Annotated in this window: 23 protein-coding genes; 13 read left to right on the forward strand and 10 right to left on the reverse strand. The window is 60.7% G+C overall.

Annotated features, from left to right (window positions below; genetic code table 11):
* Together ACEWMW_RS13480 and pgi are read right to left on the reverse strand one after the other, a co-directional pair.
* A partial coding sequence (locus ACEWMW_RS13480) for a YadA family autotransporter adhesin (RefSeq protein WP_409414473.1) occupies positions 1 to 1,513 on the reverse strand: 1,513 nt, incomplete at its 3' end.
* A gap of 141 nt (positions 1,514 to 1,654) precedes the next feature.
* Positions 1,655 to 3,196, reverse strand: coding sequence for a glucose-6-phosphate isomerase (gene pgi / locus ACEWMW_RS13485; RefSeq protein WP_409414474.1), 1,542 nt, complete (start codon positions 3,194 to 3,196; stop codon positions 1,655 to 1,657).
* 47 nt (positions 3,197 to 3,243) lie between these two features.
* Here pgi and lepB point away from each other — a divergent pair, with 47 nt between their 5' ends.
* Genes lepB through ACEWMW_RS13505 form a run of 4 tightly spaced genes read left to right on the forward strand, consistent with a single transcriptional unit; the run spans position 3,244 to position 6,270 of the window.
* Positions 3,244 to 4,113 carry a signal peptidase I gene (lepB, locus tag ACEWMW_RS13490; protein ID WP_409414475.1) on the forward strand — a complete coding sequence of 290 codons (870 nt, stop codon included), beginning with the start codon at positions 3,244 to 3,246 and terminating at the stop codon, positions 4,111 to 4,113.
* Positions 4,110 to 4,781, forward strand: coding sequence for a ribonuclease III (gene rnc / locus ACEWMW_RS13495; RefSeq protein ID WP_409414476.1), 672 nt, complete (start codon positions 4,110 to 4,112; stop codon positions 4,779 to 4,781). The genes lepB and rnc overlap by 4 nt, the downstream gene beginning before the upstream one ends.
* Positions 4,778 to 5,683, forward strand: a complete 906-nt coding sequence (gene era, locus ACEWMW_RS13500) for a GTPase Era (RefSeq protein WP_409414477.1) — start codon at positions 4,778 to 4,780, stop codon at positions 5,681 to 5,683. The genes rnc and era overlap by 4 nt, the downstream gene beginning before the upstream one ends.
* An 11-nt stretch (positions 5,684 to 5,694) precedes the next feature.
* Entirely contained in the window at positions 5,695 to 6,270 is a 576-nt protein-coding gene (locus ACEWMW_RS13505) for a GNAT family N-acetyltransferase (RefSeq protein ID WP_409414478.1), read from the forward strand.
* Between the two features lie 75 nt (positions 6,271 to 6,345).
* Here the strand turns inward: ACEWMW_RS13505 and ACEWMW_RS13510 are convergent, their stop codons facing one another.
* The 4 genes from ACEWMW_RS13510 to plsY form a co-directional block, all read right to left on the reverse strand.
* On the reverse strand, positions 6,346 to 6,528 hold the full coding sequence (locus tag ACEWMW_RS13510) for a hypothetical protein (protein WP_409414479.1): 183 nt from the start codon (positions 6,526 to 6,528) through the stop codon (positions 6,346 to 6,348).
* A complete protein-coding gene (gene topA, locus ACEWMW_RS13515) occupies positions 6,528 to 9,071 on the reverse strand; it encodes a type I DNA topoisomerase (RefSeq protein ID WP_409414480.1) in 2,544 nt (847 codons plus the stop codon). Before topA ends, ACEWMW_RS13510 begins: the two co-directional genes overlap by 1 nt.
* A gap of 63 nt (positions 9,072 to 9,134) precedes the next feature.
* Positions 9,135 to 10,235 (reverse strand): DNA-processing protein DprA, encoded by a 1,101-nt coding sequence (gene dprA, locus ACEWMW_RS13520; RefSeq protein WP_409414481.1) that lies wholly within the window; start codon positions 10,233 to 10,235, stop codon positions 9,135 to 9,137.
* 55 nt (positions 10,236 to 10,290) lie between these two features.
* Positions 10,291 to 10,878: a glycerol-3-phosphate 1-O-acyltransferase PlsY gene (plsY, locus tag ACEWMW_RS13525; RefSeq protein WP_409414482.1), complete on the reverse strand. Its 588-nt coding sequence runs from the start codon at positions 10,876 to 10,878 to the stop codon at positions 10,291 to 10,293.
* A 66-nt stretch (positions 10,879 to 10,944) separates the two neighbouring features.
* On the opposite strand from plsY, the gene murI reads away from it, so the two are divergent.
* The 8 genes from murI (at position 10,945) to ACEWMW_RS13565 (ending at position 18,474) form a co-directional block, all read left to right on the forward strand.
* Positions 10,945 to 11,739, forward strand: coding sequence for a glutamate racemase (gene murI / locus ACEWMW_RS13530; RefSeq protein WP_409414483.1), 795 nt, complete (start codon positions 10,945 to 10,947; stop codon positions 11,737 to 11,739).
* On the forward strand, positions 11,740 to 12,204 hold the full coding sequence (locus tag ACEWMW_RS13535) for a hypothetical protein (protein ID WP_409414484.1): 465 nt from the start codon (positions 11,740 to 11,742) through the stop codon (positions 12,202 to 12,204). It begins immediately after the preceding gene.
* Positions 12,205 to 12,338: 134 nt separating this feature from the next.
* Positions 12,339 to 13,559, forward strand: coding sequence for a 5-aminolevulinate synthase (gene hemA, locus ACEWMW_RS13540; protein ID WP_409414485.1), 1,221 nt, complete (start codon positions 12,339 to 12,341; stop codon positions 13,557 to 13,559).
* A 63-nt stretch (positions 13,560 to 13,622) separates the two neighbouring features.
* Positions 13,623 to 15,236: an AMP-binding protein gene (locus ACEWMW_RS13545; protein WP_409414486.1), complete on the forward strand. Its 1,614-nt coding sequence runs from the start codon at positions 13,623 to 13,625 to the stop codon at positions 15,234 to 15,236.
* A 25-nt stretch (positions 15,237 to 15,261) separates the two neighbouring features.
* The gene (locus ACEWMW_RS13550; protein ID WP_409414487.1) at positions 15,262 to 16,122 is read left to right on the forward strand and encodes a TauD/TfdA dioxygenase family protein; all 861 of its coding nucleotides are present in this window, start codon (positions 15,262 to 15,264) and stop codon (positions 16,120 to 16,122) included.
* A 90-nt stretch (positions 16,123 to 16,212) separates the two neighbouring features.
* Entirely contained in the window at positions 16,213 to 16,914 is a 702-nt protein-coding gene (locus tag ACEWMW_RS13555; protein WP_409414488.1) for a nitroreductase, read from the forward strand.
* Between the two features lie 164 nt (positions 16,915 to 17,078).
* Positions 17,079 to 17,612 (forward strand): hypothetical protein, encoded by a 534-nt coding sequence (locus ACEWMW_RS13560; protein WP_409414489.1) that lies wholly within the window; start codon positions 17,079 to 17,081, stop codon positions 17,610 to 17,612.
* An 88-nt stretch (positions 17,613 to 17,700) separates the two neighbouring features.
* Positions 17,701 to 18,474: a transporter family protein gene (locus tag ACEWMW_RS13565; protein WP_409414490.1), complete on the forward strand. Its 774-nt coding sequence runs from the start codon at positions 17,701 to 17,703 to the stop codon at positions 18,472 to 18,474.
* Positions 18,475 to 18,524: 50 nt separating this feature from the next.
* On the opposite strand, the gene ACEWMW_RS13570 is transcribed toward ACEWMW_RS13565, so the two are convergent.
* Positions 18,525 to 19,154, reverse strand: a complete 630-nt coding sequence (locus ACEWMW_RS13570) for a 2-hydroxychromene-2-carboxylate isomerase (RefSeq protein WP_409414491.1) — start codon at positions 19,152 to 19,154, stop codon at positions 18,525 to 18,527.
* Positions 19,155 to 19,248: 94 nt separating this feature from the next.
* The gene (locus ACEWMW_RS13575) at positions 19,249 to 19,566 is read right to left on the reverse strand and encodes a UrcA family protein (RefSeq protein ID WP_409414492.1); all 318 of its coding nucleotides are present in this window, start codon (positions 19,564 to 19,566) and stop codon (positions 19,249 to 19,251) included.
* 150 nt (positions 19,567 to 19,716) lie between these two features.
* On the opposite strand from ACEWMW_RS13575, the gene ACEWMW_RS13580 reads away from it, so the two are divergent.
* On the forward strand, positions 19,717 to 21,582 hold the full coding sequence (locus tag ACEWMW_RS13580) for a winged helix-turn-helix domain-containing protein (protein ID WP_409414493.1): 1,866 nt from the start codon (positions 19,717 to 19,719) through the stop codon (positions 21,580 to 21,582).
* A gap of 12 nt (positions 21,583 to 21,594) precedes the next feature.
* On the opposite strand, the gene ACEWMW_RS13585 is transcribed toward ACEWMW_RS13580, so the two are convergent.
* Complete coding sequence (locus ACEWMW_RS13585; protein ID WP_409414494.1) at positions 21,595 to 22,797, reverse strand: type III PLP-dependent enzyme domain-containing protein; 1,203 nt, start codon at positions 22,795 to 22,797, stop codon at positions 21,595 to 21,597.
* Positions 22,798 to 22,967: 170 nt separating this feature from the next.
* On the reverse strand, positions 22,968 to 24,311 hold the full coding sequence (locus tag ACEWMW_RS13590) for a serine hydrolase domain-containing protein (protein ID WP_409414495.1): 1,344 nt from the start codon (positions 24,309 to 24,311) through the stop codon (positions 22,968 to 22,970).
* Positions 24,312 to 24,328 lie beyond the last annotated feature (17 nt).

Here is a 24,328-nt window from a genome sequence, read left to right on the forward strand (position 1 = left end):
ACGCACTCGCCTGCGTCGAACCGGTCGCAGAAGCCTGATAACCCACTGCCGTATTGAAAGTACCAGAAGCGCTGGTCTGGGCTCCCAAGGCGATCGACGCATTGCTCACCGCGTCTGCCTGATATCCGATTGCAATTGCTCCAGCAGCGCCGCCCGATGCGTCAAAGCCAAGCGCAACGGATACATCGCCGGCAGCGCTAGAATTCCCGCCTGCAGCCAAGCCACCCCCGCCACTGGCTGTTGCTTCGAAGCCGCTATTCGACGCAAATTGCGTCAGCTCCGCGGTGTTCTGGGCCTGATTGCCGACTGCCGCATTCAACTGGTCGAGATTGACTGCATCGGTTCCCTGCGTGCCGGGTGCGAGATTGGTAATCTGGCGATTGCCACCGAAATCATTATTGCCAACTGAAACGGTGTTCTCGCGCGATGCGATCGACCCTGCGCCCAATGCAACTGAGTTAGTCGCGGCCGCCTGCGCATTGTTGCCAATGGCTGTCCCTCGCAGGACGTTTGCGATACTTGAGCCACCGATGGCGGTTGCCTGCGATCCCGCTGCGCTTGCGCTAACACCCATGGCCACCGAATTCACGCCGGTCGAAGTGGTATTCCAGCCGACCGCCACCGCAAGGTCACCACTGCCATCGGCCAATGCTCCGATTGCGACAGAGGAACTGGTTGCCGTGGCTTCAAGTCCGACCGCAACGGCGTCGCTTTCCGCATTGGCGGAGCTGCCGATTGCCACAGCGTCAGTTCCACTGGCATTCGCTGCTGCGCCGGCAGAATTGACCTTTACATAGTCTCCGCCGGCTCCGGCGCCTGCAACCGCTGCATCGACATAGGACTTATTGGCAGCATCGGTCGCATTGACCGGTGCCGCGACATTGGTGATCCGGCGTTCCGAACCCGAAGAACCAACCGAAACGGTATCACTTTCGGTAGCGATTGATCCTCCACCAATCGCCACCGCTCCCGAAACATTATCAGCAACCGAGCTAGCTGGTCCGATGGCAAGTGAAAAGCTTGAGTTGGCCCCCACACTGGCAAAACTACCGATCGCAATCGAAAGGCCAGCGGTTGATGGGACCTGGGCATTGCTGCCAATTGCGATTGCATCGCCTGCCAGCGCCTGGGCCGCGTTTGTGCCAATCGAATCCGTGCCGCCGCCGATCGCAATGGCGCCGACTTCGGTGGCCGTGGCAAAGCCGCCAATCGCAACTGCGCCCTGTGCAAATTCGGTGATCACGGTATTCCCACCAACCGCCACCGAATTATCCGCCTGAGCCGAGGCATCATTCCCGACAGCGACCGCATTGCCGCCGCTCAAGCTGCCTCCGACTGCGCCCACGCCGCACTCCAACCCATCGTCGGAAGTCCCGGTTGTCTCGTCCGGACCCTGGTTAACGTTACATTCCGCAGTTGCGTCTGCGTGTGCCGGTGAAATGGCCAATGCCATAGCAGTAGAGGCGAGCAGGATCGCCGCCGGAATCCGAGCGAAATTGTATTTGCGATTCATGGAAGAATGACCCCTGTTTTCCTTTGCAGTCACAGCAGTCGGTAGAAGACGGTTTTTCGCTCAGCAATATGATTTTTGCTGCCTCGGAGATAGCGTCGGAAAAATGCGCAACAGCAGGAAAGCTGCATTCACATGCCCAGCTTAAATGACCCCTGCCGCTGCCAGCAGCGCCTGCGTGCTCGGATCGAAATCACCGCCGCCGCCCTCAATATCCTTGGCCATTTTCTTGCCCAGCTCGACCCCGAACTGGTCGAAGGGATTGATCCCCATCAGCACGGCGTTCGCGAATACCCGATGCTCGTGGAAAGCGATCAACGCGCCGAGCGCAGCCGCGTCGAGATCATCACACAGCATCGTCGCGCTGGGCCGGTCGCCGGGAAATGCGCGCGCGAGGTCTTTCCCGTCGCTCGCCATATTTCCGCCCGCCATCAGCGCCGCGCCTTGAGCAAAGCAGTTGGTCAGCAGGATGCGGTGATGCGCCGGATCGAGATCGTCTCCGGGTGCGATCGCGGCAACGAAATCGACTGGGATCAAGTGCGTACCCTGGTGCAGCAGCTGGAATACGGCATGCTGCGCATCGGTACCCACCCCGCCCCATGTAACGGGCGCTGTCGGGCCCGAAACAGGTTCGCCTTTAGCAGTCACGGATTTGCCATTGCTCTCCATTTCAAGCTGCTGGAGATAGTCAGGCAGCAAAGCCAACCGCTCGTCATAGGCAAAACACGCACGCGTTTGGCAGCCGCGGATGCGCGAATAATACTGGTCGGCAAACGCTGCACGTAGCGGCAGATTATCGCGGCCCCGAGCGCTGGCGAAGTGATCGTCCACTGCCCGCGCGCCATCAAGCATCGCGGCAAACTCCTCCCAGCCGACCGCCATGGCTACCGGAAAACCGATCGAAGACCACAGCGAATAGCGCCCACCCACGCTTTCAGGAAACGGCAGAACGCGCGTCTCATCGACGCCCCATTCGACCGCCTTCCCCGGCGATGCAGTGAGCGCAACAACACGCCCGACCGGATCGTCGATTCCGTTATCTTCCAGCCACGCCAGCGCCGATGCGGCATTGGTCATCGTCTCGATTGTGGTGAAAGTCTTGGAGGCCACCGCGACAAGGGTCGTCGCTGGATCGCATGCTGCGAAGGCCTGCTCCAGCGCCAGGCCGTCAATGTTCGAGACGACATGCACATCGACCAGCGCGAGATCACGGGTGAGCGCATCGACTGCCAGCGCCGGTCCTAGCGCCGAGCCGCCAATGCCAATATGGATCAGGTGTTTGACTTCCCCAAGCGCGCCGTCGTGGATTGCCTCGATCAGCATCTGCATCCGCCGATGAAGCGCCGCTGCTTCCTCGACATCGGCATCGCTGCCCACTCCGCGCTGGGCAGTGTGCGTCGCCGCGCGCGCTTCTGTCGGGTTCACTACCTCTCCGCTCAGCAGAGCCGAGCGTTTGGCGTCAAATTCGCATGCCAGCGCCAGCGCTTCGAAATCCGCCAGCAAGCCGTCGGTCAGGTGTGTTTTCGACCAGTCGAGGAGAATTCCGCCTGCGCCATCGCCTTCGCCCCAGTCGATCCGGCCCGAGAGCTTCTCGACGCGGTCCCGGTCCGCAGCGAATAAATCCTGCAAGGTGGGGTCCTTGTGGAGTCCAATCGCCTTCCAGGCTGCTGCGACCGCATCGCTCACGTGAAAATCCTTTCGTGGTGCATTCGAGGCGGGTAGAGGCACCCCGCATGGATGAAAAGCAAGAAACTGTTGTGACGGACGAACTGCAGGGTGAAGCGGCAGGCGCGCCAGCCGCCAACGCGGACTGGCCGCCGGAGAAAGCGAAGAAGGAGGACAATTTCTTCGTCTTCCTGCTCAAGCTGCTGGCCGTGGTACTGATCTTCCGCAGCTTCATCTTCTCGCCCTTCTCGATTCCTTCGGAAAGTATGCTTCCGCGCCTGATGAACGGCGACTACTTGCTCGCCTCGAAATGGTCCTACGGCTTCTCCAAGCATTCGCTGCCATTCAGCGCGCCGCTGATCCCGGGCCGCATCTTCGCCAGCGAGCCAGAACGCGGCGATGTGGCGATCTTCAAGCACCCAATCGACGAGGTCGACTACATCAAACGCGTGATCGGCCTTCCCGGCGATAGTATCGCCGTGCGCAATGGCGTTGTGATCCTCAATGGCGAGCCCATTCCCAAGGAGCGGATCGACGACTTCATAATCCCGGTCAGCGCAAATACCGCCTGCGCACGCAGCCAGTTCGAGACCCGCGATGCCGAGGGCAATGCGGTCTGCGCCTATCCGCGGTTCCGCGAGACGCTACCATCGGGCGCTACATATGAAGTGCTCGATTTCGGGCCGGATCTCAACGACAATTTCGGGCCGGTCATCGTTCCGCAAGGGCAGCTGTTCGTGATGGGCGACAACCGCGACAATTCACAGGATTCGCGCGTGCCCGCGATGCCGGGCGGCGGGGTTGGCATCGTGCCGCAGGACATGCTGGTCGGCCGTGCCACCATCCTGATGTGGTCGACCGATGGATCATCCAGCTGGCTCTTGCCTTGGACCTGGTTCACCGCAGCGCGCTGGGACAGGCTGGGAACCACCCTGTGAGCACGCTCGAAGCGGAGACAAAGGCGTGGCTCGGGCAGACCGGGTTCACTGTCGCGGACGAGGATTTGTGGCTGGCAGCGCTTACCCATGGCAGCATGGACGAAGCGCATGACTACGAGCGGCTCGAATTCCTCGGTGACCGGGTGCTGGGCCTGTCCATCGCTTCATGGCTGTTCGAGCGCGATCTTGGGCCGGAAGGCACCCTATCACGCCAGCTCAATGCGCTGGTGAGCCGCGATTCCTGCGCCGTCGTCGCGCGAAGGATCGGGCTCCCTGAACATATCCGCATTTCGAAGCAGGCGCGCAATGATGGCGGCGCCGACAGCTCAAACATCCTCGGGGACGTGATGGAATCACTGCTCGGCGCACAATTTCTTCAGGACGGCTTCGAGCGGTCCAATCGCCTGATCCGCAAGCTATGGCTGCCGATGATCGAAAGCGGTGCCGGGCAGGAGAAGCACCCCAAGAGCGCGCTGCAGGAATGGGCTGCGGGCAACCAGCGCAAGCCGCCGTTCTACGAAGTGACCGACCGGTCCGGCCCCGACCATGCCGCAAAATTCACCGTGCGCGTTTCAGTCCACAAGGTGGGTGAAGCCGAGGGTACCGCATCAAGTAAGCAGGAAGCCGAAACGGCTGCCGCCAAAGCCTTTATGGAGCAGTTCGCATGAGCGAAACCGGAAAAACAAGATGCGGCGTGGTGGCCGTGATCGGCGCGCCCAATGCGGGCAAATCGACGCTGGTCAACCAGCTCGTTGGGCAGAAGGTCGCGATAACCAGCGCCAAGGCGCAGACCACTCGCGCGCGACTGATGGGGCTCGCCATTCACGAGAAAACGCAGATGATCCTGGTCGATACGCCGGGGATCTTTGCCCCACGCCGGAGGCTTGATCGGGCCATGGTGAGCGCCGCGTGGGAAGGCACGCAGGCCGCCGACGCGGTGCTGCTGGTGGTCGATCCGGTCAAGCAGCGCCGCCATGAGCTGACCCCGCTGCTCGAGCAACTGACGGGGCGGCCCGAGCGCAAGATATTGGTGCTCAACAAGGTTGATATCTCGAAGAAAGAGCCGCTGCTGGCGCTGGCGCAGGAGCTGGCTGAGAAAGCGCAATTTGATGAGATTTACTTCGTATCCGCACTGACCGGCGATGGGGTGGCGGATATGAAGGAAGCGCTCGCCAAGCTGATGCCCGAAGGCCCGTGGCACTATCCCGAAGACCAGGTTTCCGATGCCTCCGAACGCTTGCTGGCCGCCGAGATCACGCGCGAGCAACTCTACCAGCAGCTCCATGAAGAGCTGCCGTACGATTCAGCCGTGCGCCACGAAAGCTATACCGAACGGCCCGATGGCAGCGTGGAAGTGCGCCAGCAAATTGTGATCGCGCGCGATAGCCAGAAGCCAATCGTGCTCGGCAAGGGCGGACGGCGGATCAAGGAGATCGGGGAAGCGTCGCGCAAGGAGCTAAGCGAGATTCTTGGCGTCCCGGTGCACCTCTATTTGCACGTCAAAGTCGACGAGCGCTGGGCCGACGACAAGGAAATCTACGAGGAAATCGGGCTGGACTGGGTCAGATAAGGTTCACGATCATGCCCAATCACGCTCCTGCAATAGCTGCGCCTCTTCGAAACGTTGAGACCGAACGCCTCCTACTGGAGCGATTTGAGCTCCGGCATGCCGCAATGCTCGCACCTATCTTTGCCAAACACGCTGTCTGGGAATTCCCCTATGGACGCGGCTTTTCTACCGAAGAGACCGAAGGTTTCGTCGAAACCCAGACCAGAGAGTGGCACGAGTATGGAATTGGTTGCTGGGTGGCGAGCGAAAAGGCGAATGGACGAACGATTGGATATGCCGGGCTATCGATCCCGCACTTCCTTCCCGATCACCTCCCTGCTGTCGAGGTTGGCTGGCGGTTTGATCCCGATGTTTGGGGACGTGGCTATGCGACCGAAGCCGCGAGCGCCGCACTCGATGAAGCATTTGGCACGCTCGAGTTGAACCGCGTGTGCTCTGCACCGCAAGTTGCCAACCCTCCTTCCTTTGCTGTGTGTGAACGCCTCGGGATGACCCGCGAGGGGATCGTATCCGCCGCCGGCAACGAGAAGCGCGGTCCGGTCGATGTGTATCTTTATTGGATTACACGGGAAGCATGGGAACTGTGAGTCCCCATTCCTACAGTCGCTAACGCGACTGCCACCTCCCCACTTGTGACTGCATCAAAAGCAGGGAGGATTTCCTCACCGCTTTTTCGCGATTGCGATCTTGTTTTTCTTGGCGAAATCCTTGGTTGAATCCTCACTACGGCCGAGCGCCTTGGCGATCTGCTTGAGGCCATGGCCCTTCGCAGCGAGCGTGCGCAGCTGGCCCGCCTCTTCCGCCTTCCACGGCTGCTTGTGACGCTCGAACCGCTCCTTCGCCATCACTCCTTCACCGCCGCCTTTTTCTTGGCCGGAGCTTTCTTCTTTTTCGGAGCCGCCTTCTTGCGTTTCTTTTTCGGCGGACCTTTCGCTGCGCGGGCGTCGATCAGCGCGACGGCCTGTTCCTCGGTCACATCTTCGGGCTTCACGTCCTTGGGGATGGTCGCATTGGTCGACCCGTCGGTGACGTAAGGCCCATAGCGGCCAGGCATCACCTTGATCTCGCCGCCGCTAGTCGGATGCGCGCCGAGCGTCTTGATCGGCTCCGCCTTGCCGCGCGCCCCTCCCTTGCGGGCCTTTGACTGCGCCAGCAGGTCCACCGCGCGGTTCATCCCGATATCGAAGATTTCGGCAGTTGACTGGAGCTTCCCGTACGTCCCCTCATGGCGGACCGCCGGGCCATAGCGCCACAGCCCGGCTTCGATCTCCTTGCCACTCTCCGGATGCTCGCCAATGATGCGCGGCAAGCCGAGCAGCTTGATCGCCCATTCGAGATCAAAATCGTCAAGGTCTTTGGGGATTGAGGCGCGCTTCTTCTCGCCGTCGACTTCCATTTCAACATAGGGCCCGAACCGGCCCGACTTGCGGTGCACTTCCGCGCCCGTTTCGGGATGCGTCCCCATCATGCCGTCCTGGCCGCCTTCCTCGCCGTCCGCGCCCGGCTGGGCAAAGCGGCGGGTGTATTTGCATTCGGGATAATTGGCGCAGGCGACGAAAGCGCCATAGCGGCCCCCGCGCAGCGCCAGCCGTCCATTTTCGCGCCCCTCGTCGCGGCACATGGGACACATGCGCGGATCTGTGCCGTCCTCGCTGGGAGGGAATAGGAAATCGGAGAGGTATTCGTCCAGCACCTCGGTCACTTCCGAAGGCTTCTTCTCCATCACTTCTTCGGTCTTGGGTTTGAAGTCCTGCCAGAAGGCGCGCAGCAATTTCTTCCACTCTTCGCGACCGCCCGAGACATCGTCGAGCTCTTCTTCCATCTCGGCTGTGAAATCATAGCCGACGTAACGTTCGAAAAAACGTTCGAGAAACGCTGTCAGGAGACGGCCCGATTCCTCTGCAAAGAAACGGCTTTTCTCCATCCGCACGTAATCGCGATCGCGCAACGTCTGGATCGTCGAAGCGTAGGTCGATGGACGACCAATGCCCAGCTCTTCCAGCTTCTTGACCAGCGAAGCTTCCGAATAACGCGGCGGAGGCTGGGTGAAATGCTGGTTCGCGTCGACCGCCTTCTTCGCCGGACTATCGCCCTTGTGCATGATCGGCAGCAGACCATCGTCATCGTCATCGGACTTGTCGTCGAAGCCTTCCTGGTAGACCGCGAGGAAGCCGGGGAACTTCACCACCTGGCCGGTCGCGCGCAGCTCGTGCTGACCGGTTCCATCGCGCAGGGTAACGGTGGTGCGTTCGAGCGAGGCGGCGGCCATCTGGCTCGCCATCGCGCGCTTGAAGATCAGATCGTACAGCTTGGCTTCATCGCCCACACTGGCCGAATCGCGCATGAAGCTGGTCGGGCGGATCGCCTCGTGCGCTTCCTGCGTGTTCTTCGCCTTTGTCTGGTACATGCGCGGCTTTTCGGGAAGGTAATGCCCATCGTAGCGCTCGGTAATGGCCTTGCGGCAGGCCGAGATCGCGCTGCTATCCATCTGAACGCCATCGGTCCGCATGTAGGTGATCGAGCCCGCCTCGTAGAGCTTCTGGGCGCAGCGCATGGTGTGGCTGGCGGAGAAGCCAAGCTTGCGCGCGGCCTCCTGCTGCAGCGTCGAGGTCGTGAACGGCGGCGCGGGATTGCGTTTGAGCGGCTTGGTCTCGATTTCCTCGATCGTAAAGCGCGCATCTTCTACGGCAGCTTTGGCCGCCATGGCGCTGCCTTCGTTGCCCAGCGTCAGCTTCTCCAGCTTCTCGCCATTGTAGCGCACCAATCGCGCATCGAAGGCGGTGCCGTCATGCTCGAGCTTAGCGATGACAGACCAGTATTCGTCGGGCCTGAAGATCTCGATTTCGTGCTCGCGCTCGCAGATCAGCCGCAGCGCGACCGACTGCACCCGGCCCGCGCTCTTCGCGCCTGGCAGGCGGCGCCACAGCACCGGCGAGAGCGTGAAGCCGTAAAGGTAGTCGAGCGCGCGGCGCGCGAGGTAGGCATCGATCAGGTCGGTATCGAGCTCGCGCGGGCGCCCCATCGCCTCGGTCACGGCAGCCTTGGTTATCGCATTGAAAGTCACGCGGTCGACCTTGGCGGGCAGCGCTTTGCGCTTCTTCAGCAGCTCCTGGACATGCCAGCTGATCGCTTCACCTTCACGGTCAGGGTCAGTTGCGAGGACGAGCCGGTCGGCCTTCTTCGCCGCATCGGCGATTTCCTTGAAGCGGCTCTGCTTGTCGCGATAGAGCTCCCAGTCCATCGCGAAGTCCTCGTCCGGACGGACCGAGCCATCCTTGGGAGGGAGATCGCGGACATGGCCATAGCTGGCGAGGACCTTGAAGTCCTTGCCCAGATATTGCTCGATAGTCTTCGCCTTGGCCGGCGATTCAACAATGACAAGCTGCATTTCGGTGAGTGAATCCTTACGTGTGTACGTACGCGCGAGAGTGGTGCGGGGGATTCGATGGTGTCAAGTGGTTAGCGAGACCCTACCCCCCGCATGGCGTTCCAGCCGACCGGCGATCTCCAGTTCGAGCAGGGCAAGCTGCACGGCGGCGGGGCTCTCGCCCGATTGCCGGACCAGCTCGTCGACCGCGATGGGCGCGGTGGTGAGCAGGTCCCCGATCTCGGCCGGTTCGGCTTCCGCAAATTCTTCCGGCAGGTAATCGAACGTCGCGCCGTCTTCGCGAAAGCTTGAGCGCGGGTTGCCATCGAAATCCGACAGCAGCTCAATCACATCCTCGGGCGATTGCACCAGCACCGCGCCCTCGCGGATCAGCTGGTTGCAACCATGTGAGCGCGCATCGAGCGGGCTGCCGGGGATCGCCATCACCTCCCTGCCCGCTTCGCCCGCAAGCCTTGCAGTGATGAGCGAGCCGGACTTGGGCGCAGCCTCCACCACCAGCGTGCCCGCCGCTAGCCCAGCGATGATGCGGTTGCGGCTGGGGAAGTGGCTGCCGCGCGGTTCGGTGCCGGGAGGCTGCTCGGCAAGCAGCAGGCCCTCGCTGGCGATCCGTTCCTGCAGCTGCTCGTGCTGCGGCGGATAGGCAATGTCGATCCCGCTGGCGATCACGCCGATGGTCGCGGGGAATGCCCCCTCATGGCAGGCTCCATCGATTCCGCGCGCCAGCCCGGAGACGACCGTGAAGCCCTCCCCCGCCAACTCGGAGGCAAACTCGCGAGCCAGCTTGACCGCTGCGGCGCTGGCATTGCGCGCACCCACCATCGCCACGCACGGCTTGTGCGCCAGCGATACATCGCCGCGCCAGGTCAGGATCGGCGGCGCGCTTTCGAGCTGGCTGAGCCGCGCGGGATAATCCGCCTGGTCATGGAAGAGGTATTTCGCGCCTGCCTTGCGCACGGCTGCCACCTCGCGCTCGATCCGATCGACGGACGCGGCGCGATATCGCCGTCCACCTTTCTTGCCCAGATCAGGCAGGGCTTCCAGCGCCTGCGCCGCCGAGCCGAACCGCGCGAGCAACTGCGCGTAGGATACCGGACCGATATTGGGCGAACGCAGCAAACGGATTCGCGCAAAGGCCTCGTCCTGCGAAAGAGTGGCTGCTTCCATCGCTGCATCGCAGCCGAGCCGGCGCGCGCAGTCCAGTTAAGCTCCTGTAAGGTGGCTAGTCCTTCTTGCCGCCCACGCGCGGCTCCTCACCCTTCATCAACCGCGCGATATTCGCGCGGTGGAGGTAGATGATTAGCCCGGCAATCGCCGCCAGTACGGGGAAATACTCCGGATAGCCCAACAGAGGCGCTGCCGCTGCGGCCCCGACGACCGCCGCCATCCCGGCGAGCGAGGAGATGCGGAAAATAGCAAGAGTGCTGAGCCAGACCAGCGCGTAAGCCAGCCCGATCGGCCAGGCGAGGCCGAAGCTCACGCCCGCATTGGTTGCGACACCCTTGCCGCCCTTGAAGCCCAGCCAGACAGGGAAGCAATGCCCCAGCACCGCGGCGCCTGCCGCGAAAGCGTCCGGAGGCCCACTCCACAGCTGGCTCGCAATCCACACTGGCAGGAAACCCTTGGCAAGATCGAGCAACAGCGTCGCTGCCGCCAGCCCCTTGTTGCCGGTGCGCAGCACATTAGTCGCGCCAATGTTTCCGCTGCCGATATTGCGCACATCGCCCATACCTGCCGCCTTGGTCAGCAGCAGACCGAAGGGGATCGATCCGATGAAATAGCCGAGCAGGCCCGCGAGAAGTGCTTCCATGGATTCTGCCCTACCCTTTCGCAGCGAGCTTGTCGAAAGACGGTAAATGCTTTTAGGGCGAGCGCAATGCAAGCCAACTCTCCCATCCTGCTGTTCGATTCCGGCATCGGCGGCCTCACTGTGCTGAGCGAATTGCGCAAGCTGCTGCCCGATGCGCCGGTGATCTATGCCGCGGACCAGGCCGGCCTGCCCTATGGCGAGAAAAGCGAGGCCGAGATTGCCGCGCGCGTCTCCGGCCTGCTTGGCCGCATGGCGGAGCGCTGGCAGCCGCGCCTGATCTGTATTGCCTGCAATACCGCCAGCACTATTGCGCTGGGCATGGTTCGCGATGTGCTGGAAATCCCGATTGTCGGCACAGTCCCCGCGATCAAGCCCGCCGCCGGAATGACCAAGAGCGGCGTGATCGGCCTGCTCGGCACCAAGGCGACCATCCGCCAGGCCTATGTCGACAATCTTCAGCAGGAATTTGCCGGCGGGATGAAGCTGCTGCGGCACGGCGCGCACGGACTGGTCGATCTGGCGGAAGCCAAGATGCGCGGAGAAGATGTCTCGATCGATGCGGTCGCCGAAGAGACCAAAGGCCTGCTGCTCCAGCCGCATGGCGACGAGATCGACACCGTCGTGCTCGCCTGCACACACTTCCCGCTGCTGGAAGAGGAGCTGGGCAAGGCGATCGGCCGCGATGTGAACTTCGTGCACGGAGCGGCCGGAATCGCGCGGCGCGTCGCTTTCCTGACCGACGGGCAGGTGTTCGAGCGATCCGGTCCTGATCGCGCGGTCACGACCGGCGATCCGGGCGATTTCAAGCAGCTTTCTCGCGCTTTTGCCGCGCATGGGATCGAGCAACTCGAAGGTTTCTAGATGAGCGATCGCGGCGCCTTGGCCGAAACGAGTTTCGCCCGGCTGGCCGAAGAACAGGGCGACATCACACGGCAAGTGATCGAACACTACTATCGTATTTGCCCCGGGGCGCGGGCATCCTTTGCCTATCACGGTCTCGACAACGTGCCCGAACTGGAGGGCAGAATGGTAGCCGAAACGGTATTCCTGCTAATGCAGTGGGCGGCCGATCCAACCCCTACCCAGGTCGAGCAAGGCACGACGATTTGTCATCACCAGGACACGCTGGAGGTCGGGCCGCATTGGTATATCGGCCTGGTGGATGCGGTGCTGGCTGTATTGTTCGAGACGATACCGGCTGATGCCGACGAAGAGCGGGCGGTGTGGCGAGCCATTCGGGTCGAGATCGTCGCATTTATCGAATCCGTCCGGTCCGAGTTCTGGCGTAAGGAAGACGAAGGCCCGCTGCCCCCCTTTGATCTGTGAAAAATTCCCCAGCGAAAACCATATTCTTACCTGCGAATCGTTCGCAAAGATCGCGGTGGCAAAACGCAACTTAATTGCCTAGATCGCAGGGCGAATTTGCCGGGAGGGCCGGCGCAGATTCGTGAGTGACGCAAGTGAACTATAACCAGATCTTCGATTCAGCGATCGATCGCCTGCACGAAGAAGGCCGGTATCGCGTCTTCATCGACATCCTGCGCAACAAGGGTGCGTTCCCCAATGCGCGCTGCTTTGCCGGGCACAATGGCCCGAAGCCGATCACGGTGTGGTGCTCGAACGATTATCTTGCCATGGGCCAGCACCCCAAAGTGATCGAGGCGATGGAAGAAGCGCTGCACGATGTCGGCGCAGGATCGGGCGGCACCCGCAATATCGGCGGCAACACCCACCTCCATGTCGAGCTGGAGCGCGAGCTGGCCGATCTGCATGGGAAGCAAGGCGCGCTGCTGTTCACCAGCGGCTATGTCTCGAACGACGCAACGCTTTCGACGCTCGCCAAGCTGCTGCCCGGCTGCATGATCTTCTCCGACGAACTCAACCACGCCAGCATGATTGCTGGTATCCGCAATTCGGGCTGCGAGAAGCGCGTATTCCGTCACAATGACATGGCGCATCTTGAAGAGCTGCTCGCGGCGGAAGATCACGACACGCCCAAGGTCATCGCCTTCGAAAGCGTCTACTCGATGGATGGCGACGTCGCACCGATCCATGCGATCTGCGACCTCGCAGAGAAGTATAACGCGCTCACCTATATCGACGAAGTCCACGCAGTGGGAATGTATGGCGAGCACGGCGGCGGCATTTCCGAACGCGACGAAGCGGCCGACCGGATCGACATCATCGAAGGCACGCTGGGCAAGGCATTCGGCGTTATGGGTGGCTACATCGCGGCCGATACGCGCGTGATCGATTGCATCCGCAGCTATGCGCCCGGCTTCATTTTCACGACCTCGCTGTCGCCCGTCCTGGTCGCAGGCGTGTTAGCTGCCGTGAAGCACCTCAAGAATTCGAGCGAGGAACGCGACGCGCAGCAAGCCGCCGCTGCCATGCTCAAGCAGAAGCTGCGCGATGCCGGCCTGCCGGTAATGGACAGCGTCACTCATATCGTGCCGCTCATGGTCGGCGATCCGGTTCGCGCCAAGAAGATCAGCGACATCCTGCTCGCCGAATACGGCGTCTACGTCCAGCCGATCAATTTCCCGACCGTGCCGCGCGGCACCGAACGCCTGCGCTTCACCCCAGGCCCTGCCCACACCGAAGCGATGATGGACGAGCTGACTAGCGCACTGGTCGAAATCTGGGATCGGCTCGAGCTGGAACTGCGCAAAGCCGCATAAGACGATTGCTGCCGCCCGCCGACGGGCCGCAGAGCCTGCATCGGGCCTTGATGGAGAGGACCGATGTACCAGGTCGAACTGACTGAAAGCTACTTCCCCGCGCAGGACGATCTCGATCTGCGTGACACAACCGTTGGCTCTGCCTTGAGCGATGCCGCCGCAAACTGGCCAGACATGCCCGCTATGCGCGAAGCGTTCGAGGACGGTGCGATCGGGCGCAACTGGACTTTCTCTGAACTGTTGGCGGATTCGACGCGCCTCGCGGAAAAGCTGCTGACCCGCTACGAGCCTGGCGAGCGCATCATCATTTGGGCGCCCAATATCCCCGAGTGGATCCTGTGCGAATATGCATTCGGCCTCGCCGGGCTAGTCCTCGTCACGGCCAATCCCGGCTACCAGCCGCGCGAACTGGCCTATGTAGCCGAACAGTCCTCAGCAGTGGGACTGTTCATCGTCGAAAGCTTCCGCGGCAATCCGATGGCGGAAATCGCGCGCAAGGTGGCCGCAGATAATCCGGCGATCCGCGAAATTGTCGATATGCAGGACGAGAACGCCCTTTTTTCTAAAGGCGACCTTGAGAGCGCCATACCGCAGGTCAAACCGCAGGATATCGCACAGATTCAATACACATCGGGAAGCACGGGCTTCCCCAAGGGCGTGCTGCTTCACCACTACGGGCTGACAAACAATTCGCGCCATGCCTACGAGCGTGTGGGAATGGATCTGCATGGTGTCGGCCTGCTGGCTGCTCCGCTGTTTCATACCACCGGATGTGCAGTGTCCGTATTGGGCGCGTGCCAGGGCGGCGCTTTGATCGTGGTGCCTCCGATGTTCGAGCCGAACCTCGCTAACCAGCTCGTCGAATCCGAAAAGATCACCATGATCAACGGCGTACCGACGATGTACATGATGATGCTCGAGGCTGACGACGCCAATCCGCGTGACCTGAAATCAATCGATGTGATCGGAGCAGGCGGTTCAATGGTGTCACCGGAGCTGATCCGGCGCGTTAAGGATCGCTTCGGGTGCAAGTTCACCAATGGCTACGGGATGACAGAGACTTCTCCGCTGCTCACGGGGACGCGCGATAGCGATCCGATGGAGAAGCAGACCGAGACCATCGGCCAGCCTTTCGCGCAGGTCGAAGTGTCGATCCGCGATCCGCAGACAAACAAAGTCATGCCGCTCGATACCGTCGGCGAGATCTGTGCCCGCGGCTACAACGTCATGTCCGGCTATAATGACAATCCTGAAGCGACAGCCGAGGCCGTAGATGCCGAAGGCTGGATGCATACGGGCGATCTCGGCCGGATGGATAGCCAGGGATTCGTAACGATAACCGGGCGCGTGAAGGAAATGATCATTCGCGGGGGTGAGAACCTGTTCCCGGTCGAGATCGAGAACGCCCTGCTCGAACATCCCGACGTCGCCCAGGTTGCTGTCGTGGGCCTGCCGGACGAGAAATGGGGCGAGATTGTCGCCGCTTTCGTGCGGGTGCCGGAAGGCGGCTCATTCGATCCGCAAGCCCTCAAAGCGCACTGCCGCGGATTACTTGCAGCGCAGAAATCCCCGGCCGTATGGGTGCAGGTCAAGGAGTATCCCATGACCGGGTCCGGCAAAGTCCAGAAGTTCCACCTGCGCGATGCCTATCTGGACGGGCAATACGGCGAGGTTTAATCTCGCAAACAGAGGGAGAAGATTGATGGCCACCATCGCTGACAAAGCGCAGCTCGATACCGGATCGCTCGACATACGTCCGATGACGCCAGCGATAGGAGCCGAAATCCTCAATATCGATCTGGGTGCGGACAACATAGCCGAGCGCATCCCCGAGATCCGTGCCGCCCTGCTCAAGCACGGCGTGATATTCTTTCGCGATCAGGACCTAACGCAGCAACAGCACATCGCTTTCGCGCGCCATTTCGGTGAACTGGAAGTGCATCCGGCAACGCCGAAGGACCAGCCCAATCCCGAAGTCCTGCGCATTGCCCATGGTCCAAAGAGCCGCGGGCAAGAGAACAACTGGCATTCGGACGTGACTTGGCGCGAATGCCCGTCGCTCGGCTCGATCCTCTATGCACATGAAGTCCCCGAGGTCGGCGGCGATACGCTGTTTGCCAACATGCACCTCGCCTATGAGCGGCTCTCCGAGCAGATGAAGCACTTCTGCGAAGGGCTGACAGCAGTGCACGATATCGCCCGGGTTTTCGCCAAACGGCTGAACAAGTCGCCCGAGGAGCTGCACGAGAAGTATCCTCCGATGCGCCATCCGGTGATCCGCACGCATCCGGAAACGGGCGAACGGGCGGTTTACGTCAACAACGGCTTCACTTCGCATATCGAAGGGCTGTCCAAGGAAGAGAGTCTATGGGTGCTGGAGCACCTCTATCGGACGGCGTGGGACGTCGAGATCCAGTGCCGCTTCCGCTGGCAGAATGGATCGATCGCGTTCTGGGACAACCGCGTGTGCCAGCACCTTGCCGTATCGGACTACTTCCCCGCGCGCCGAGTCATGGAACGCGTAACAATCGCCGGTGACCGGCCCTACTTTACGCCAGATTGAGCGTTTTTCCGTATCCCATTCCCTAGCGTATTTTGCTTGAAGCCCTCGCTGCGCTAGCAAGCTGTCGAAACCTTATCAGGGAATACAATAATGGGCGGCGACAAGGACCAAACTTACGAAGAAGTCGTGCGCGGACGCAGGTCGATCCGCGGTTATCTCGACAAGCCCGTTCCGCGCGAGGTAATCGAGGAGGTTGTCTCGCTTGCAATCCGCTCGCCGAGCTCGATGAACACCCAGCCATGGCACTTCCATGTCATCACCGGCGAGCCGCTCGACCGGATCCGCAAGGGCAATACCGAGAATATCCTCGCCGGGGTTCCGGACAGCCGCGAGTTCCGCCGCGGCGAGCCTTTCGCGGGTGTACACCGCGACCGCCAGGTCGGCTGCGCTATCCAGCTGTTCGAAGCGATGGACATCAAGCGCGACGACAAGGACAAGCGGCAGGACTGGGTCCTGCGCGGCTTTCGCCAGTTCGACGCCCCCGTTTGCGTCATCATCACCTATGACAAGGAATTGTCAGGCAGCGACGATACGCCGTTTGATTGCGGCGCAGCGACCACCTCGCTCGTCAACGCGGCATGGTCGCGCGGCCTCGGCTGCGTGATCAATTCGCAAGGTATCATGCAAAGTCCTGTGGTTCGCGAACATGCCGGCATTCCGGACGACCAGGTGATCATGAAAGCGGTCGCGATGGGCTGGCCCGATCCTGATTTCCCTGCGAACGAGGTCTATATCACGCGCAAGAGCGTCGACGAGGCGGCCCGCTTCGTGGGTTTTGCAGAGGGCGATTAACCTTCGATAGGCAAGGCAGCCTTCGCATCTCCACTGATCGCAGCGAGCCTTCCGCTGATCGCGGTAACCTTGGCAATTAGTGTTCATTTAAGTCTGGTTCAGCAGGAGTGCAGCTGAATGGCGCCACGCGGCGCCCGGAATGCCCGCACATGGAAGGGATTGAGATGAGACAACTATTTGTAGCAGCATCTGCCGCAGTTTTGAGCCTGAGCGCAGTTGCACATGCACAGGATGACGGCACTGGCAGCGACGGCAGCGATACTCCGGAAACGCCAGAGGCCGAAACCGAAGAGACTTCGAATGGCGCGATCGTCACCCGTGAAGAGCTTGTCGAGGACGTTCTCGACGAAAACGGCGACCCGATCCCTGTGCTCGGCGAAGACGGGGTCCAACTTGAGGACGAGAACGGCAACTTGGTGTTCGAAACTGCAACCGTGGGCTTCGTCCAGACAGTCGAAACACCTTCCGGCATTGTACACACAATCACCAAGGTCGATGGCGAGCGTGCAATCGTAGAGCACGATCGTTCCGGCCATCGCAACGCCGAGAAATTCGAGCGCAATCGTGTTGCCAAGGCCGATCGCGCCGAGCGCCCGGAGAAACCTGAGAAGCCGGAGAAACCCGAGAAGCCGGAAAAGCCGGAGAAACCGGAAAAGCCAGAGAAGCCTGAAAAGCCTGAAAAGCCGGGCCGGCCATAAGCCCCAGGGACGCAATATAATCCAGGCCGCGCGATTTCCAACAAGGGAGAGCGCGGCCCTGAAGAAAAGACACATTCAGGGGAATACCATGAGGGAACTCAAACCAGTATTGCTGGCGGCATTGCCAGCGCTCTGTCTCGTTGCAACACCGGCCCAGGCCGACGATGACTACGTCCAGGTCAGCACCGGGTTCGACTATTCGTCTGGCGATTATGGCGACACGGTCGATACCGATTTTCTGGCGATACCGGTCACACTCAAATATCAGGCCGACAACTGGTATGTGAAAACGTCGATTTCCTATCTCGATGTGGAAGGCCCTGACGGCGTCATTCCCGGCGATGGCGGCGGGGTGAACAATCCTGGCGGCGCGGTCTCCTCACGCAGCGGGATCGGGGATCTGTGGGTTACGGCGGGCTATTCGCTCGGCATCGGCGATTCCACCTGGTTCGACGCGGTCGGCAAGGTGAAGCTGCCGACGGCATCCGAAGCCAAGTCTCTTGGTACCGGCACAACCGATTATGTCGCACAGGGTGAACTGCTTCACAGCTTTGGCGATGTCAGCGTCTCTGCCTACGGCGGTCGCCGCTTCAATGGTTCGAGCGACCTGTTCGACCTGCGCGACGCTTGGCTTGGCGGCGCGGGCGTCTATGTCAACGCAGACCGCGTAATGCTGGGTCTCGACTACGACTACCGTCAGGGATCGACCGAAACGTCATCGGATATCAGCGAGATCACCGGATCGGTAACCTACAAGCTCAGCGATGCGCTGCGGCTCCAGGGCTATGGCTATACCGGCCTGTCGGATGGCAGCCCCGATCTCGGTGGCGGCCTCCAGATTCTCTTCCGCTTCGGGCAATAGGCCGGGGCATATTCGTTTTGGGAGGGGCAGAGGCGCAGCGCCGACCCGCCCTACTTCGCCCGAGCCTCCACTCGCTGGCGTACCAGCGGCAGCTGGTCATTGCCGAAATACATGTGCTCGTTGCCGTCCGGTGCGCGAACAAAGATCGATGGTGAACCGAAGGCACCCCGCGCAATCGCTTCCTCGGTATTGGCGCGCAGGCGGTCCTTGATTGGCTGTGATGTGGCCTGTTCCGCCAAAGCCGTGCCGTCCAACCCGCACGCATCAGCGACAGCGACCAGTTCGTCCATCTCGTCGAGATTACGCTGCGCGTTGAAATAGGCCTCAAATGCCGCCTCGGCGAAGCGTTCGAGCGTCACCTGATCATCCTCCAGCGCGCAGCACATCCGCATCGGGTTGACCGATTTGAGCGGATGGTGAGGTGACGGGAAGTTCATCGCCACACCCGCCAGTTCGGCCCATTCCTTGAGCCATTGCCAGCTCGCCTTGAGCTTGATCGAGTTCTCATCCGTGCGCGCGGCATAGACCGATTGGTTCACCGCATTGAACACACCGCCGACCAGGAATGGTCGCCAGGTGATATGCGTGTCCAGCCCCTCCAGCGCGGGGCCGATATTGCGAAAGGCGAGCCGGGTCCATGGGCTGGATAGGTCGAAGAAGAAGTCGATCGGTGTAGTCATGCGTCCATACTACATCAGCCTTGCGAAGAAAAAACCCCGGCAAGCGAACCTGCCGGGGCACTAGTGACCGACTTTGAAAGAGAAGAGTTTTCCGTCAGTCGGCTTTGGCCAAACGGACTACCGGATCGGTAGCCTCGTGCAGGGCCAAGAGAATGGGGCTGCGGATTTGTTCCACCAGCTGGCCTGTAAGCTCACGCTGGCAACGATACTGGTCACGCTTCAGCAGCGGCGTTGTCACCTCACAAGCGTGCTTGGCACTGACTGCGATGCGCTTGTAGACGGCCTTCGCGCCTTCGGGCGTAGTCAGCTCCGCTGTATCGTAACTCAGGCTTGCCTGGTTGGTTTGTGCGGCTGCAGGCTGCGCTACGAGCAATGCAGCGAAAGGTGCAAAAAGGGCAGTAATGCGGATCATGGCTGGCTCCATCGGCTGGCTGATTTCGATGGACTCTGATTAGGGCTGGCCTGCGCAAACATCTTGAGAAGAGAGCAGAAAGATCCTGTCTCAGAATCTTTCCAGAATTCAGGTTTCGCGTGACTTCGAGAAATTTGCTAAGGACGCTGCATGGGAGAAGATCCCTCACCCATCCAATTCGGCGATTACGTCGTCGATCCGTCAGATCGCCGCTTGCTCGGCCCTCAAGGTCCCATCCATATCGGTGGGCGTGCCTTCGGCGTGCTATCTTCCTTACTGAGTGCCAATGGCCGATTGGTCACCAAGGACGAATTGTTTGAGGAGGTTTGGGAAGGCCTGGCCGTCAGTGATGCCGCGCTAACATCGGTTATTCGCGAGTTACGCATCGCCTTGGGGGACCGCGACACGCACGGCACCATCACTGCAGTCTATGGAAAAGGGTACCGGCTGAATGCGGAGCAGACAGAGGTTGGGCCCGCAAGCTTACCAACCAGTGGCCTTCAAGAGGCAAGAAACAAACTGGCAGTACTGCCATTCGACAATCTGTCTGCCGATCCGGATATGGACTACTTCTCGGACGGGATCAGCGAGGAGATCCTTTCGGTCGTATCGCGCGGAACCGACATCCCGACGATCGGCAAGCTCTCCAGTTTTTCTTTCCGCGGGGAGGCAAAGGCCAAGGCACCTTCCGAACTCAAGGTCAGCCATATTCTCGATGGCTCGGTTCGTAAGTTGGGCAATGAAGTCCGGATCACTGCGCACTTGCTGGATGTAACGCAGGACGAAACACTCTGGTCGGAAAACTTCGATGCGGGGGTGACCGATCTGCTTTCCACGCAAGTCCGAATTGCGGAAGCGATTGCCGAGCGGATGGAACTGCAATTTACTCACCAGGAACGCGGCGAGATTTCGCCCGAGATGTACGATCTTTACCTACGCGCGATTGAGGTGAGCCGGCAACGGATCCACAATGACGTCCAGATTGCTCTGCTTGAGCGAGTGACCCGGGAAGCCCCGGGGTATGCGCCCGCCTGGGGCAAGCTGGCCAGCAGCTATGCGCTCTATCGTATGGTGAGGCCGGTCGAAGAGTGGCCACGGATCATGAACAATGCCCGGGAAGCGATCGCTCGTGCCCGCGCAATTGATGCCGACGACCTCCATGCCCATTCTGCCGAGTATCAACTGGTTTCTCCGGTTGGGGCGTATGAGCGCCGCTTTGAAATCCTGGCGGCTATGGCCGGGAAAGCCAGCAATACAGCGGTCTTCAACTTCTTCTACTCGTGGCATCTCATCCTGATTGGTCGGATGAAGGATGCATGTGGTTACGCAGCCCATGCCGCAGAACTCGACCCGGACGATTTGCCGTACTCGACCTTTGCGGGAAGCTGCCTCTACTACGCTGGGTATCTGGACGAGGCGAGAACCAAGCTACTGGCCGAATATGGGCGCAATCCGGACGATTATCATGTGCTGGCCGCACTCCTCAATTGCGCTGCGATCATGAAGGACAAGCCGCTGGTTCGCAAACTGCTGGAGCCGGAGAATCTCGCACGTCATCCCTTGGGTGAATATGCCTACCAAGAGGTGGTTGCCAAGGCGATACTCGACGATGAACAAGGCGAATGGGCAAGATTAGTTGGCGATATCCGTCAGCGGCTGCGAGCAAGTGGGGGATTCGATCTGGGATCCGCGATATACCTTGCAAGGTTCGCATCGCCGAGCGAGGCCCATGATCTTATCGCCGAATTGCCCATCTCCCTGAATATGCATTCCGATATGTTCCCTGACTTTGTGGCCAATGCCAGCTTGCTTCTATTCCTCAAGGACTTTTCCGCAATCCGCCAGGACCCGCGCTTTGCCATCTTGTGCGCGCGGCTCGGACTCGCCCAGTTCTGGACTGAACATGACATCTGGCCCGATTGCGCGGACGACGAAACCTGGGGCTACGATTTGCGGACCGAATGTTTCAAGGCGGTTGAGACCACCCCGGTCGATCCACCGCTATTGGCGCTTTAGCCGGGCCAAAGCCTACCGCAAGCTCACCACATTGTCCGCGACAGGGCGCACGCGGCTGCCGTCGTAGAGGCTCGCCATGGGCTCATCCTCGACCACAGCGTGCTCGGCCTCGCCGAAGCCGTTGAAGCCTGTCTTCATCGCGGTGCCGTAGGCGCCTAGCATGCCGATTTCGATATAGTCGCCCGCCTGGATGTCTCCCGGCAGGTAGAACGGCCCCTTCATATAATCGGCATCGTCGCAGGTCGGCCCGTAGAAGCTGAATTCCTGCTCGGCTTCGTAGAGATCGTCTTCGAGTGCGCAGACGGGAAATTTCCAGTCGACATGCGCGGCATCGAACAGCGCGCCATAGGCACCGTCATTGATGTAAAGCTCGTCGCCGCGGCGCTTTTCGACGCACACCACCAACGAGGAATACTCCGCGCATAGCGCCCTGCCCGGCTCGCACCACAGCTCGGCGTTGTAGGCAATCGGGAGCTCTTCGAAATGGCGTTTGATAACCTCGAAGAAGTCTTCCATCGGAGGAGGCTCCATCCCGGGATAGACTGAGGGAAAACCGCCGCCCACATCAACCACGTCGATCACCACGCTGGCCTGCGCCACTGCAGCGCGCACGCGTTCGATCGCCTGGACATAGGCGAATGGCGTCATCGCCTGGCTACCGACATGGAAACACACACCCAGCCAGTCACAATGCTGGCGGGCCGCCTGTAGCAGATCGGGTGCCTCGGTCAGGTCGCAGCCAAATTTCGCCGCAAGGCTGAGCTCGGCATATTCGGAAGATACGCGCAGGCGCACCAATAGCCGCAAATCTTCGGCCGGATTGCCTTCCTCGTCGCTGCACGCCTCGACGATCTTTTCCAGCTCATCGAGCGTGTCGAGGCTGAAAGTGCGGCAGCCATGTTCGTGATAGGCCTCGCGGATTGCGCGCCGCGTCTTGATCGGGTGCATGAAGCATTGCGTCGCGCCGGGCAGCACCTGGCTGACCAGCCGCACTTCGGCGATCGACGCGACATCGTAATGCGTGATGCCGTTCTCCCACAGGACCTTCAGCAAGTCCGGCGAGGGATTGGCCTTCACGGCATAAAGCGAAGTGCCCGGAAACTTCTCATTGAAGAAGCGGGCAGCGCGGGCCGCTGCATGCGGCCGGTTAAGGATAACGGGTTCGTCCGGCGCGAGGGCGCGGACTACAGCCTTGGCATCGGGATAAACGTGCAACTCAAGGGACCCCCTAACGGTTCGTTTCAATATGCTGCCATGGTCTGGGAAGTCCCACCCTGCTTACGCAAGGGGCTCGGCAGCGGAAGCGCGCATATAAGCCGGAATCGCTGGATTTCAAGCGAATTTTCGCACTGCAGGCGCGATAGAGGGCGCTGATTTTCCCGCGCTCAGTCGCCGCGAGTAACGTGATCCACGATCGCCCGATAGGTCGGCAATGTGATCGGATCGATGTTCACATTCCCCGCGATCGGATGCGAGCCAAAACGAGCGATCACAATCTCGGATTGTGGATCGATCCAGATCGCTTGCCCATGGATGCCGCGCGCACTGAAAGCCCCATGATCGTCATTCATGAACCACCATTGGCTGCGATAGGAATAGCCCGGCAAAGTCGCATAGTTCGCCTTAGGATTATCCTGGATCAGGGCTGCGCCCCTAATCATCCCTTCGACCAGTCCTTCGGGCAAGATCTGCCCATCGCCGCGTCTTCCGCCTAACCGGATAGCTTCGCCGAAGCGGGCGAGGTCTCGCAGGCACAGGTTGAGCCCGCCGCCGACGAAAGGTGTCCCGATCGGATCGACCAGGATATCAGCGGCGCATTCCATCCCGAACGGTTTCCAGATCCGCTCCGACAGGATGGTATTGAGCGGCTTGCCTTCTACCCGCGCTACGATCCACGCCAGCACATCAGTGTTGACTGTTCGGTAGACGAAGCGCGTGCCATGCCCCTCGCTCCCCTTCTTCACGGTCGGCAGGTAATCGTAGATGGTGCGCGGCCCGGTATAGCCGGGTGGCTCTTGCCCCGCGATGCCAAGGGCAAGTGAGTAGGCCGCGATGTCCGAGTTTGGATCGGAATAGACTTCGCTCCAGTCCAGGTCGGTCGTCATATCCATCACCTGGCGCACGCTGGCACCAGCAAAACCGCTTTCGGCAAGCTCGGGCAAATAGCTTTCTACCAGCGCATCCTGATCAAGCCGGCCTTCGGCAATCATGCTCTCGGCAATGGTGCCGATAAAGCTCTTGGTGACCGAGAATGCGATGTGCCTCGTGTCGGGCTTCGTCACCCCGAGATATCTTTCGTAGATGATCTCGCCTTCATGCATCACCAGCAGCGCATCGGTATAGGACGCGTAGAGCGCGTCTTCGAAGCTCAATGCTTCCTGTGCGCCCATCGGTGTGACTTCTATTCTCTCGAAACCGGCGTGAAGATCGCGCGGCAGCTCCCATCTCTCTGCAATGTCAATGTTGGCCGTGGGCAGGACTTCGCGCATATGGCTGAACGACCATCGCGTTTTCGGGAAAATGAAATGGTCGCTGCGCCGCGCCAGAACGCGTTTTTCTTCTGGAGGCGGCGAACCTTCCATCCAACCCATGGCGGCCGGATCGCTTGCGCGGCCATCCAGAGGTGCAGGCGCTGCCTCTTGCGCGGCGGCTGCGGGTACCCAGGCCATCGCCGCGATGGTCAGGGGCAAAAAGCCCGACAAAATCCGCTTACCAACCACTGCACTCATCGCATGCTCTCCCTCGC

The sequence above is a fragment of the Litorerythrobacter xanthomarinus genome, assembly GCF_046254955.1.
GTDB lineage: Bacteria > Pseudomonadota > Alphaproteobacteria > Sphingomonadales > Sphingomonadaceae > Qipengyuania_C.